Here is a 12,821-nt window from a genome sequence, read left to right on the forward strand (position 1 = left end):
TCCCCTACTCTCCGGTGTCCTTGGCGGTGACTTCGCCGGTCTTGATGTAGCGGGCCAGGTTGGCGACCTTCTTGCCGGTGGGGTCCGCCAGGCGCTCGTAGATCTCCGCGCCCCACCACATGGGCTGGCTGCCTTCGTGCTTGACCATGCCGGGCGAGACCCCCAGCCGGAAGCTGCCGGGGATGGTCTTGCCGGCGTCGTCGTAGGGCAGCACGTCCAAGGGGCTGGGGCCGTCGGCGGCGTAGACCGCGCAGTCGGAGAGGATCGCGACGGGGTAACGGCCGGTGGCGGCGGCGAGCGCGAGCATCTTGCGGTGCATGTTGATGCGGGCCCGGGAGATGACGGTGGCGCGGATGTCCGGACGCCAGGTCGGGCGGGCCAGGGCCGGCCACGGCTGGCCGGGGCGCCACCCGCCACCGCGGGCCTTCTCCCGCAGCTTTCCCACCCCGCCCTTGGTGGTCATCTTGATGGCGTCCAAGACGATGCCCATCTCGGGGTCGCGCTGCTTGTGGCCGCGCATCGCGTCCAGGAACTGCTGGGGCGTCAGCTTCTCGGCGACGCCGAGGTCGCCCATGGTGGTCACGTACGCGTCGCGCAGCCGCTGGTACCAGGGGTCCAGGAACCGGCCGCTGACGGGGCGCAGCCACGCCTCCAGCGGGGCGACGTCGTACCCGAGTTCCGTGGCGTAGGCGACGGTGGGGGTGGCGTACCAGGCGGGGCCGGTGGGGCGCTCGCCGGTGGGCGTGAACGGGCTGGGCAGCAGGTCGCCGTCCAGGTCGTGCCACTGCTTGGCGACCTTGACCCGACAGAGGTTGACGTGGGAGAGGTCGACCAGCCACGAGCCAGGCACCGACGGATCGAAGGTGGGGTTGGTGACGTGCTTGGGTGGCGTCGCGAGCCCTACGACCGCGCCGTTGGCGGCGGCGCCGAACGCCAGGTTCACATCGATGCCGACCAGGTGGTGCTTCATGCACTCGGCGTCGGTGAGGTCGCGCGCCCAGTCGTACGCCTCCTCCACCAGCATCTCCTGGGGGCCGCGTACGTGGAAGCGGGGCAGGTCGGCCAACAGGGGGTGGCCGTCGGGTGCTTCGCACGGCGCCGGGTCCACCGGTTCCGTGCCCAGCGATCCGGGCCGGTGCTCGGAGTGCCGCTTACCGGCCTGGTCCGGTTTGCTGGCCCGGGTCGGGGGGTTCAGGGCGGTCATCAGTTCCAGACCGGTCACGGCGGTGGAGCCGACCGGCGTCATGACCCGCTGCGCGTAGATGCCCAGCACGCGGGCCAACTCGGCCGGAGCCAGCCGCGCGGCCCCGTTCCACGAGCGAGCATCCAGCGCCCCCCAGGAGGGCAGGCACACCTGCACGCACTGCCGCTCGCGCCCTTGGGCCGGGCGGTAGATCCTCGCCCACGGGCCAAGGCCGCGCCTGGTCAACTTCCAGCCCGCTCGGGTGAGCTGCTTGATGGCCTTGTGGTCCTTCGGGAGCCGCCCGGTTAGGCGCTCGTCGTCTGTGAGCGCCACGGGCAGGTCGAAGCGTTCGCACGCAGCCTCGGTGAGCACGAGCAGCGGGTCGCCGTCCTTGCCCGAGGGGTGCAGCTTGCCCGAGCCAAGGTGCGCTTCGGTCAGCGTCCACTCCACCAGCGCGGGCAGCGACTTGACGGGCACGTCTAGGACCAGACCGCCGATGCCGTAGCCGCTCACCTGCTCGGCGTCCGCGTCCAGGACCAGCAACGGGCCGTTGCCGTACGCGCCGGATGGCGCCGGGGCCGGGACTGGGGTGTTCGCCGGAGCGGCCTTCTTCGCGGCCGGGCGCCGCGAGGTCGACGTCGACCTGGTGGCGGGCGCCGGCGACGCGGGCACGGACGGCGGGGACGCGGGCGGCGTCTCGACTTCCGCGACCGGTACCGAACCCGCCGGGGCGGGGAAGCGCTTCGCCAGCTCATTCAGGAGCTGGCGGTAGGCGGTGCGGCGCGGCGGGCGCGGCTCACTCGTCCCGCGTTCCCAGTCTGAGACGGTCACGGCGCGCTTGAGGCCCAGCGCGCGGGCCACCTGCTCTTGACTCAGCCCAGCAGCACGACGCAGGCGAGCACGCTCCGCAGGAGGAGGCAGGTCGGAGCCGGTAGCGAGGGCGAGAAGGTCTTCCACGCCCTTGAACATGTCACCACCCATGCCCATATCGTAGCCGAAACGTAAGCCTGTCGAGGCCTCTTCGGGAGTATTTCGATAGTAAAACGTAAGTGCGAGCGATCGGCGGCACAGGCTACGAGGTGGGGATCGTGGCCTGGTGCCCGCCGACAACCTGCGTCAGGCGGGCGATGGGGAGCTTGGCGGTGGCGTGCGTGGGTCCCGCGAGGAGGTCAGGGACAGGAATGCCGTAATGCGCGGCCAAGGCGTCCACGTCCGCGAGCGAGAAGGCGACGCGGCCGGAGAGCTTCTTGCTGACGGCGGCCTGACCCAGGCCCATGCCGGCGGCCAGGTCATGCTGGGTCTCGCCTGCCAGGCGCATCAGGGCGGCGACGGTGGCGCGCAACGTGTCGGATGTGGAAAGGCTCATGTACGCAGCGTACTGCGACTATTCCACATCGACATGAAATATTCGCAATGCGCATAGGGCCTGCTGTCAGCGTACGAGCTAGTGCTGTGACCGCGTAGGTTCGCCGGGTTGGTGGTCGCGACGGTTGGATGTGCGATGACGTCCATTCGACCGCTGGAGGCGCGGTGGCTGAGTCTGTCCGTGCACGCAGACTGACTGACCAGGAAGGGCAGAAGCTGCAGCAGATCGTGCGCCGGGCAGCACGAGTTCGGTGCGCTATCGGCGCGCGATGATGCTGCTGGCCTCGGCGGGCGGGAACCGTGTGCCGGTGATCGCCCAGCTGGTGCAGGCCGACGAGGACACCGTGCGCGATGTGATCCACCGGTTCAACGAGATCGGTCTGGCCTGCCTGGACCCTCAGCGGGCGGGAGGCCGTCCCCGCCTGCTCACCCCTGACGACGAGGACTTCGTCATCCGGACGGCCACCACTCGCCCCATCAGACTCGGGCAGTTCTTCACCCGATGGTCGATCCGGAAACTCGCCGCCTACCTGCGGAAAGTGCACGGAGGTGTCATCCGCATCGGCCGGGAAGCCTTACGGTGCCTGCTCCCCGCCGCGGGATCACCTTCCAGCACACCAAGACCTGGAAGGAGTCGCCCGACCCCGAGCGTGACGCCAAGCTCGACCGGATCGAGCACGTGCTGGAACATTCCCCGGACCGGGTCTTCGCCTTCGCCGAATTCGGGCCCCTGGGCATTCGGCCCACCGCAGGCTCCTGCTGGGCGAAACAGGGCAAGCCCGACCGGCTGCCGGCGACCTACCGCCGCACCCACGGTGTCACCTACTTCCACGGCTGCTACTCCGTCGGCGACGACCGTCTGTGGGGGCAACCGCGACCGCAAAGGCACCGCCAACACCCTGGCGGCGCTGAAGTCGATCCGCGCCGCCCGACCCGACGGCGCCCCGATCTACATCATCTCGGACAACCTCTCCGCCCACACCGGTACGGACATTCGCCGCTGGGCTAAGAAGAACAAGGTCGAGCTGAGCTTCACCCCGACCTACGCCTCCTGGGCCAACCCGATCGAGGCCCACTTCGGCCCGTTGCGGCAGTTCACCCTGGCCAACTCCCACCATCGCAGCCATCCCGCGCAGACCCGGGCCCTGCATCACCGCTACCTGCGATGGCACAACGCCAACGCCCGCCACCCCGCCGTACTCGCCGCACAACGCCGAGAACGCGCCCGCATCCGCAGCGAGAAAGGCATCCGCTGGGGCAGACGTGCCAGAAGTCCAGCGGCGTGAAGGATCGACAACCGGTATAGCCCAGTCCCACAACACGGACCGCGAGGAGCTCTGCATGGACCACCAGGACGTCGACGCCGCCGTGGCGGAGATGCTGCGGGTGCTCGGCCCCCATACCGCCGAGGACTGGACGGTGCCGGCGGGGCCCCTCGAATGGACCTGCTGGCAAACAGCAGCCCACATCGGCCACGACCTACTGGCCTACGCAGCGCAGCTGGCAGCACAACCTGCCGACGCCTACCTTCCCATCGACCTGTACGTTCGCCCCACTGCCTCGCCGACCGAAGTACTCCAGGCCGTCACCGCCTGCGGCGGACTGCTCAGCAGCGCCCTGGCCACAGCCAACCCAACCCTGAGGGCCTGGCACTGGGGCCCGTGCGACCCCGAAGGGTTCGCGGCGATGGGCGTTGCCGAAACCCTGCTGCACACCTACGACATCACGCAGGGACTGTCCGTGGACTGGCTGCCACCAGCACCGCTGAGCGCAGCAGTACTCAACCGGCTCTTCCCCACCGCCCCGCCCGGAGGCCCCACACAAGTACTCCTCTGGTGCACCGGCCGCGGAGAACTCGACGGCCTCCCTCGCCAAACCTCATGGAGGTGGAAAGCAGCACGACCGGACTGACCGAGCTGACCCCGGCGAACGTTCCCGGTCACAGCACTAGACAGCAAGGACGGCAGCAGGAGCGGGGATAGGGGCGAGCGGCGAGCACGGCCAGGGAAGACCCGGCATCCCGGCTGGAACGGCCCCGACGGCCCCGACGGCCCCGACGGCCCCAGCGGAGGGCGCACGACGCGGCGCGAGCGTACAACCGAACGGCGAGCAGCGGCCGGGGAGAGGCCACTCCCCCGCCACCCTGGCCGGAGCGGAGGCGGCACGCAGCAGCGGGCACGGCCAGGGGGATACAGCGCGGCGGCCGGGGGCAGAGTCACACGAACGGGTGTCCTCGAGTGTCGCACCCACCAGGCGCGCCCCCGGGCCCGGTACAACGGTGCACGGTGGGTTCGCTGTCACTGTGGGGCTGGCTAAGCCCTCCAGAACGAACACTCACAGGCGCCCGGCGCCCGCAGGGCGACCCAGCAGCGGGACGGAGCCGGCTCTGGCTGGACCAAGACCTTCACCACCCCTCGCCTTGCGCGGCCGTCGTCGACCGTCTCACCTTCGGCGGCAACACCATCGAGACTGGCACCGACTCCTACCGCCTCGCCACCGCCCGAGCACGCGCCGAGCACCAGCCGGTCAGCTGAACTGAGACGGACCACCACTCAATGAGCACCGCCGCAGACCCCGAAGACACGAGCGACCCACTGATTCATCCGGGCCTCGAAGTCCGAGGCTGAGACGATGCCCGAGGCCGGGAGGGAACCCGCGTCGTCGAGGCCGGCGATGAAGTCCACATCGGCCCAGCCACCCCGGAACAGCACAACCGACAGCTCGGCCTCTCCCGGGCCAGAGATGACCACGCCGACCGAGTCGGGATCATGCATCCGAGCCCTGTCGGTCTCCAAAGGCTGGGGCCACGACGCCTCGGCATCCCTCCAGTTCACCTCGCCCACTTCGAGGCCGGCCGACCTCCAGCCCACCGTCCGGCCAGCCACAACCGCAGCCACCTCGTCGAGATCAACAACCCTGTCCATCAGGGGATCATCCCTCATGGACGAAACCGGCGGTCCCGGAATCCGGCACCAAGACCGCGAGACAAGGACGCCAGCCGTTCCTACTTCTCACCGACACCTTCAGGGCTGCCGGCCCGCGGTCGTTCTCAGAACCTACCGACAACCCTTCCTGCTTCTGACCTACGCAGCCGATGCGTGCCCAGCTGATGGTCCTGGACCGCGACCCTGACGTGACGGGTCGGCCGGGGCGGCTGCTGTGGCGTAATCGCCGCGGCCAGGTGCGTTCCTGGGCGCCGCAGCTCTTCGCCCGCCGTTCCGACGGCGCCGCGCCGCTCGCCGACTGTCCCGGCCATTCCGGCGGCGAACGCGCGGTGAAGGCTTCTGAGGCGGTGACGCAGGCATGCGCAGACATCGGCTGGATCTACCGGCGCATCCCACCGCTCGACGACGTCCTGGCCGCCAACCTGAAATGGCTGGCCGGGTACTGCCATCCTCGCAACGCCGGCCGCCCGAAGCTGATAGTGGTGGTCGTCGGGGCGTTCACGCGGCCGCGACCACTGATAGAGGGCACCGCAGCGGCCGGCGACCCGATCGAAGTCCTTCCCTGCGTCTTCCACGCCCTGTGGCACGGCCGGTTGACGGCTGATCTGGACACGCCACTGTACGAACGCATCCTCGTCGGCCCGCAGGGCTGGAGCGACCCGGGCACGAAGAGAGGTGCCGGGCGAGCGCGCGGCGGGGTGCCCGGCTGGCCGTGGAGGGTTGGTACTCGGGTCCGGTTCTGTGGCGTGACGTGGCAGGTAGTCGCCCTTTCGAGACAGGAGATCCACCTCGTCAGTCCGAACGGTGGCGGCCAGGCCGTACTCGCCGAGCACCTGTTCACCGACCCCGACTTCACCGTCATCGGAACCGACGTGCCCTAAGCAGCTTCACAGTAGGGCCTGTTCGAGCCCGCCCCCGCCGCGGCACGCGAGAAGGCGTTTGCCTGGCGGCGGCACACGCGGGAAGTCGAGTGCGAGCTTGCCAGCGGGCCCGGGAGCGAAGGAGTGGCCCGGTCGCCGTACGACCCGCAGCGGCACACGCTGGCCGAGCGGGAGCAAGCCAAGGCGGAGGAGCTACCGCGCTCGACCTCGCCCGAGGACCGCACACCACGGTGCAACGCATGCGCCTGGCCTACCGAAAACAAGACCTCTCGGGGCCCCTCGGCCACCACACCGCCCGCTCCTCCAGCCCCACCGGGCGAGCTGACGAACAGACCGTCACCGCCCACCACCAACCCTCACCGCACCAACGAAAGAATCGCATCGGCTCGGGTCTGCACGCACCATGGCCCTCACTCAGGCTCCTCAGTCACGATATGGACCGTAGGGGCGGGTGTTGTGTCGTTATCCCTGAGGGCTGGAGCAGTGGCGGAGGTTCGGGGCCAGGGTCCTCGGTAACCACGACACCGGCCGCCGCGTGGTCGAAACCATCTGGCCAGCGAGTGTGCTCGCTAGCCAGCGCACCGGTCAGACGTGCCTGAAGGAGATCGGCCGTGCTCAAGTCGGCGCCCCGCAGGTCCGCCAGGCGCAGGTCGGCGCGACGGAAGACAGCGCCGCCCGCGTCAGCCTTACGTAGATTCGCCTCGCGCAGGTCGGCCTCGGTGAAGTCCGCGGCACGCAAGTCGGTCTCGACCAGCCGTGCACCCCTCAGGTCAGCCAGAACGCAGCGCGCCCGGCGCAGGATCGCCGTCTTGAGGTCGGCGTGCCGCAGATTGACCGAGACGAGAGAGGCCTGCGTGAGGTTGGCGTGGTACAGGCCCGCCGCCTCCATACAGGAACGGTCAAGGTTGACCTCATGCAGCCACAGCCCATCACAGTCGGCCCGACGCAGATCCGTCACACTGAGGTTAATCCACGACTGCTGTCGAGGTTGCAGCAACAGCACGCCGAGCCCGGTCAGCGCCACCTGGGCATCGGCAGCGCGCACCTCCAGCGGCACGACATCATTGATGGGCGCCTCCCTCGCTGGAGCTTCCGGCGCGGTGGGCGGCCACGGCAGGTGCGTACGCAGGTATGCGGCCTGAATAGAGATAACAGCCTCACGATCGCGAGCGGAGTGCTCCGCGATTCGCCACAGCGCATGGAGCCCACCAATACGTGTCTCCAACTTGTCACTGCCCAACTGATCGACGGCCGTACTGAACCGGTCAGTGACATAACCTTCCTGAGTAGCACGTAAACCAGCCTGACTAACCCGCAATTGCCGCCAAGTAGCATACGCACCGAACAACACAACCACACCACCCAGATCGCGGCCCAGCAGGAGAAGAAGCAGTCCCCCATCTTCCTGGGCCTACCCAGCCTCACACAGATCACCGCCCGCACCAGCGAAGCCATCGAGTAACCACCGCAGGGGCACGGGAGAGACTCGCAGATCAAAGAAGAGCACGCTTGCGTCCGACCACGCACTACATGGACAACCCGCCGTGCTGGCGTTCGCATCTGTCGTACTGCAAGTGCAGTCGACGAAGGTCTTGCAGCGCAGCAACGGGGAATGGGTGCTGTACCCACTTCGCCCTGTAGCCGTCCTCTCCGTGCAGCTGGACCACCGATTGAGCAGCTTCCAAGACGACGTGCCCGAGGAGGCTAAGGGGCTGAGTGGAGGTCCACGAGAGTGTGCCTGTCTGGTCCGGCGCGTCGAAGCTCGTGGACATGTCCGGAAACCAGTAGATCGCGACGTGAACGTCTGAGCCTCTGCGACGGAGAACCCACCTCACTTCGGCTGGCTCAAGATCAAAAGAGAACCGCTGAACGAAGGTGCGACCGTACAGACCTGCGACACCGTGAAGCACGTCCGCAAGGGCGTCCGTGCAGTAGCTCACGAAGTCTTTCCGCCCCGATACGCCATCCGCGATACGGCAGGTTGCCCAACCACTACCACTGAGTTCCCAACTGAACTCAAGCTGACTCATCCCGCCCCCTGCCAGTGGTCCACTCTCGAGGACGGTACAGCGGCATTGAGGGCGGCCCTCACCCTCCCTCCGCGCTAGTAACTGCAACGGTGCTCGTTCTGAGTGCTGGGCAGTTTTCAGGGGCTGTGTCCACGGCGTTTGTAGTGGCTGAGCCGAGCTTGATATTGCCGTCTGCGGCGCCATGTCGACCAGTGCGGGATGTGGTCGGCTGGGGCGGGACAGCGTGGGGTGAGTCGGGTGATCAGGCGTCTGATCTCGGCGAGGCTGAGGTGGACGAGCGGGGAGGATCCGTTTCTGCTTTCCCGGCATCCAGCTCGCGTGCTCGCAGGACGGTGAGGCAGGCGTGGGTGGCCATGGCCAGGGTCATGTGGCGGTGCCAGCCGGGATAGCGGCGGACTTGGTAGTCGTCCAGACCGCGCTCCTGCTTCGCGGTCTGGAAGCATTCCTCCACCGCCCAGCGGCTGCCCGCGATGCGGATCAGCTTCTCCAGGGTCGTCTCGGTGGGGCAGTAGGCGATGTAGTAGGAGATCTCCTGGGGTCGACTCACGCTGCGGCGGGCGAGAATCCAGTGCCGGCGGTCCTCGCGGTGCCAGGGCCGCACTTCGACGCGGGCCCAGTGGTAGATCCGATGTCCGTGGGCGCCGTCGCCGCAGGAGCGGCGTTTCCACTTCTGCCGTGGCAGGCCGGGAAACAGGTCGTGAACGGGGTGGTCGAGTGCCCAGCGGGTGACGACGGTGTCGTGGCGGGTGGTGGCCATGACGTGGAAGACATCGGCCTGCTCCAGCTCGGACCGCCAGTCCTTGCTATAGCCGTAAGCGGCGTCCGCCGTCACCCACCGGAACGGGATCCTGTCGGCGATGGCCTTTCGGACCATTGCCTTAGCCATGGTCACCTTCGTCTCGAAGCCCACGGTGTCCTCGATGCTCGCCCGCCGGCAGCGTTCCCGGTCATCCGTCCAGGACGTGGGCAGATACAGGCGGCGGTCGATCAGCGTGCGTCCAAGGCTCGTGGCATAGGCGAGGAACACTCCGACCTGGCAGTTCTCAGTGCGGCCTGCTGTGCCGCAGTACTGCCTTTGCACCCCGGCTGAACGCACGCCCTTTTTGAGAAAGCCGGTGTCATCGACGATCAGAACGGCATCCTGGTCTCCGAGGTGTTCCACGACGTAGTCACGTACATCGGCCAGGACCTCATCGGCGTCCCACTCGATCCAATTCAGTAACCGGTGGATGCGATCGGGACCGACGTGCCCGGCTTTCTCCGCCAGCGTCCAACCGTTCTTCCGCTCCAGCGGAGCGATCAGCCCCCGCATATAGGCAAGCGCCGACTGCCGCGGCTCCTCCCGATTGAACCGGTGCACGAACCGCTCATGCAGAGCACTCAGTTCCCCAGCCCACAACCTGACCTCAGCAAGGCCCCCACCCATGACCACATCAACGACCGACCTGGTCAGCAGTCACGGCAAACACCGTTGCAGTACTAGGAGCTGTTTGGAGTTCGGATCATGGGGCTGTGGTGATGCGCTTCAGCCACATGATCGATCCTCGGGGGTGGAGCCCTGCTGTGTAGCTCTGAGGGGACTTGCCGTAGCGGGTGGCGATTCCGCGCCAGGTCTTGAGTCTCTGGAAGCAGCGTTCCACGGTGTTGCGCTGCCGGTAGCGGTCCACGTCGAAGGCGAGGGGGCGACCGCCGGCCGAGCCCTTCCTCCGCCGGTTGGCGGCCTGGTCGACCTCCTCCGGGATCACGGCGGTGATCCCGCGTCTGCGCAGGTAGGCGCGGTTCGCCTTGGACGAGTAGGCCTTGTCCGCGGCCACCGCCCCAGGGCGGGTGCGTGGCCGGCCAAGCGAGCCTGGGACCCGGGTCTGTCCCAGCACCGTCTGGAACTGCGGGCTGTCCGCGGCCTGACGTGGGGTTAGGACGAACACCAGCGGCAGTCCCGCAGTGTCGACCGCAGCATGGATCTTGCTGCTCAGTCCGCCTCGGGACCGGCCGACTCCGGCCGCTTTCGCGCGCGCTCGGCGACGCCGACGCGTCGCAAAGCGGTCCCCGTCCGTCTCCTGTGCAAGGCCCGCACCTGCGCTGGCCTGCGGTGCGTCACCCGCAGGACCGGCCCCTGCTCCGGCAGCGGAACCCCCTTTTCCTCGGTCAGAGCCTGTTCAAGAGCGTCCAGAGTCTCTCCGGCGATCGCCAGGCCGGACGACTCGTGATGGGCGCGCACGACCGTGGAATCCACACTGACCAGTTCCAGACCGACCCGCCCTCGCGCCGCAGCCTCCGCGATCAAGGCATCCATCAATGCCTCGAACACCCCCGCCTTCGCCCACATGTTGAACCGCGAGTACACCGTCGACCAGGGACCATAACGGTCCGGCACGTCACGCCAGCCGCAGCCGGTGCGAAACCGCCACAACACGCCGTTGAAATGGTCCCGCACCCGACGAGGCAGCGGACCCGTTGCCGCCACCGGCAGACATCTCTCGATCAAAGCCCACTCGGCATCCGTTACATCAAAGCGCGCCACAAACCGAGTTCTACCAGCCCAACCCCTCACACCAGCGAGCCTTACGAAGATCCGAACTCCACACAGCCCCTAGGTTCTGTCGTCAAATGTCACGCCCACATCAGGAGTGATGCGAGGGTGACGGCTGCTTCGTAGGACTGGGCGGTCTTGTCGTATCGGGTGGCGATGCCGCGCCACTGTTTCAGGCGGTTGAAGCACCGTTCCACGACGTTGCGGTGCTTGTAGACCTCGCGGTCGAAGGCCGGCGGGCGGCCTCCGCGGCTGCCGCGCCGGGACCGGTTGCGGACCTGGTCGGCCCGCTCGGGAATCGTGTGCGGGATGCCGCGGCGACGGAGCCAGGTACGGATCGCTTTCGAGCTGTAGCCCTTGTCGCCCATGACATGATCGGGTCGGGTGCGGGGTCGACCGGGTCGGATCCGGGGCACCCGGATCGCTTCCATCACGGCGGTGAACTGGGCGCAGTCGTTGGTGTTCCCGCCCGTCACGAGGAAGGCGAGAGGACGGCCCCGACCGTCGCAGGCCAGGTGAATCTTGCTGGTCAAACCGCCTCGGGAGCGGCCGAGTGCCGGGTCTTGGAGCCCCCTTTTCGGGCCCCGGCCGCGTGCTGGTGTGCCCGGACGATGGTGGAGTCGACCGACACCAGCCACTCGATGTCACCCGCCGCGTCCGCCTTGGCCTGGGCGGCCCGCAGCATCCGGTCGAACGTCCCGTCCGCCGCCCACCTGCGAAAACGCGTATGCAGCGTCGCCCACGGACCATAGCGCTCGGGCACATCCCGCCAGGCCGTCCCGGTCCGGAACTTCCACACGATCCCATTCAGGACCCTGCGGTCGTCCAGCCGCTTGCGTCCCCGCAACGACTCGGGCAGCAGCGGCCGGACGAACTCCCACTCGGCATCGGACAGTTCATGGCGACGTATCACGACACCATGATCCACCAGACAAGATCATTTGAAGACACCGCCTAGGCCGTTTCGTTTGGATCAGAGGGTCGTTGGTCTGGGAGTGTCGTTGACTGATGCGCAATGGGCGCGGATCGAGCCGTTACTCCCGGATCGGACGCCGAAGCGGGGCGGGCGCTGGCGTGATCATCGGGAGGTGATCGACGCGATCGCCTTCAAGTTCCAGACCGGTACTCAGTGGGTGCACCTGCCAGAGAAATATAGCAACTGGCGGGACGTCTACAACCGGTTGCGCATGTGGGCCGTCGACGGCACATGGGAGCGGGTGTTCACTGCGCTGGTCGCGCAGGCAGACGCCGGCGAAGACCTCAACTGGGCCGTCTCGGTCGACTCCACCATCGTGCGCGCACACCAGCACGCGGCCAGGGCACGCAAAAAGGGGCTCCGGCCGGCGAACCCGACGACCACGCCATCGGCCGCTCCCGCGGCGGACTGACCACGAAGATCCACCTCGCGGCCGATGGTCGGTGCCGGCCCCTGGCGTTCTTCCTCACCGCCGGTCAGGCCGGCGACGCACCCGCCTTCACGCACCTCATGTCCCGCCTGCGCGTTCCCCGCCCTTTTGGACGGCCCAGGACCAGGCCGGACCTGGTCCTGGGCGACAAGGCGTACTCCTCCCGCGCGATCCGCGATCACCTGCGCAGACGTGGCATCCGCGCGGTGATTCCAGAACGCGCCGACCAGCAGGCCAACCGACGGCAGCGCGGACAAGCGGGCGGCAGACCGCCAGCCTTCGACCGCCAGGCATACAAGCAGCGCAACACCGTCGAGCGGTGCATCACCCGCCTCCAGCAATGGCGCGGCATCGCCACCCGCTACGAGAAGACCGCCACCTTCTACCTGGCCGGACTCCACATCGCCGGCATCTTCCTCTGGTCCGCCCGATGATCCAAACGAAACGGCCTAGGCGGTGTCTTCAAATGATCTTGTCTGGT

General features: G+C 67.9%; 8 protein-coding genes and 5 pseudogenes. 6 read left to right on the plus strand and 7 right to left on the minus strand.

The window, feature by feature from the left end; genetic code table 11:
* Positions 1-4 precede the first annotated feature (4 nt).
* Positions 5-2,164 carry a helix-turn-helix transcriptional regulator gene (locus OYE22_RS00080; RefSeq protein WP_277318425.1) on the minus strand — a complete coding sequence of 720 codons (2,160 nt, stop codon included), beginning with the start codon at positions 2,162-2,164 and terminating at the stop codon, positions 5-7.
* Positions 2,165-2,255: 91 nt separating this feature from the next.
* Entirely contained in the window at positions 2,256-2,549 is a 294-nt protein-coding gene (locus tag OYE22_RS00085; RefSeq protein WP_277318426.1) for a helix-turn-helix transcriptional regulator, read from the minus strand.
* A gap of 164 nt (positions 2,550-2,713) precedes the next feature.
* Here OYE22_RS00085 and OYE22_RS00090 point away from each other — a divergent pair.
* The 3 genes and pseudogenes from OYE22_RS00090 to OYE22_RS00100 all read left to right on the plus strand — a co-directional run.
* Positions 2,714-3,834, plus strand: a pseudogene (locus tag OYE22_RS00090) (IS630 family transposase).
* A 55-nt stretch (positions 3,835-3,889) separates the two neighbouring features.
* Positions 3,890-4,459, plus strand: coding sequence for a maleylpyruvate isomerase N-terminal domain-containing protein (locus OYE22_RS00095; RefSeq protein ID WP_277318427.1), 570 nt, complete (start codon positions 3,890-3,892; stop codon positions 4,457-4,459).
* A 477-nt stretch (positions 4,460-4,936) separates the two neighbouring features.
* Positions 4,937-5,082: pseudogene (locus tag OYE22_RS00100) on the plus strand (AAA family ATPase); the annotation flags it as partial.
* An 18-nt stretch (positions 5,083-5,100) separates the two neighbouring features.
* Here the strand turns inward: OYE22_RS00100 and OYE22_RS00105 are convergent.
* Positions 5,101-5,472: a hypothetical protein gene (locus tag OYE22_RS00105; RefSeq protein ID WP_277318428.1), complete on the minus strand. Its 372-nt coding sequence runs from the start codon at positions 5,470-5,472 to the stop codon at positions 5,101-5,103.
* A gap of 170 nt (positions 5,473-5,642) precedes the next feature.
* On the opposite strand from OYE22_RS00105, the gene OYE22_RS00110 reads away from it, so the two are divergent.
* Positions 5,643-6,374 carry a TnsA-like heteromeric transposase endonuclease subunit gene (locus OYE22_RS00110; RefSeq protein WP_277318429.1) on the plus strand — a complete coding sequence of 244 codons (732 nt, stop codon included), beginning with the start codon at positions 5,643-5,645 and terminating at the stop codon, positions 6,372-6,374.
* 427 nt (positions 6,375-6,801) lie between these two features.
* Here the strand turns inward: OYE22_RS00110 and OYE22_RS00115 are convergent, their stop codons facing one another.
* Positions 6,802-7,431 (minus strand): pentapeptide repeat-containing protein, encoded by a 630-nt coding sequence (locus tag OYE22_RS00115; protein ID WP_277318430.1) that lies wholly within the window; start codon positions 7,429-7,431, stop codon positions 6,802-6,804.
* Positions 7,432-7,692: 261 nt separating this feature from the next.
* Between OYE22_RS00115 and OYE22_RS00120 the strand changes: the two genes are divergently transcribed.
* A complete protein-coding gene (locus OYE22_RS00120) occupies positions 7,693-7,836 on the plus strand; it encodes a hypothetical protein (protein WP_277318431.1) in 144 nt (47 codons plus the stop codon).
* Between the two features lie 809 nt (positions 7,837-8,645).
* Here OYE22_RS00120 and OYE22_RS00125 read toward each other — a convergent pair.
* From OYE22_RS00125 to OYE22_RS00135, 3 genes and pseudogenes are all read right to left on the minus strand, one after another.
* Positions 8,646-9,830 (minus strand): IS701 family transposase, encoded by a 1,185-nt coding sequence (locus OYE22_RS00125; protein WP_277318432.1) that lies wholly within the window; start codon positions 9,828-9,830, stop codon positions 8,646-8,648.
* Between the two features lie 76 nt (positions 9,831-9,906).
* Positions 9,907-10,925: pseudogene (locus tag OYE22_RS00130) on the minus strand (IS5 family transposase).
* A gap of 89 nt (positions 10,926-11,014) precedes the next feature.
* Positions 11,015-11,844 (minus strand): annotated as a pseudogene (locus OYE22_RS00135) (IS5 family transposase).
* A gap of 85 nt (positions 11,845-11,929) precedes the next feature.
* On the opposite strand from OYE22_RS00135, the pseudogene OYE22_RS00140 reads away from it, so the two are divergent.
* A pseudogene (locus OYE22_RS00140) lies at positions 11,930-12,774 on the plus strand (IS5 family transposase).
* Positions 12,775-12,821: the final 47 nt, after the last annotated feature.

This window comes from Streptomyces sp. 71268 (assembly GCF_029392895.1).
Lineage (GTDB): Bacteria > Actinomycetota > Actinomycetes > Streptomycetales > Streptomycetaceae > Streptomyces.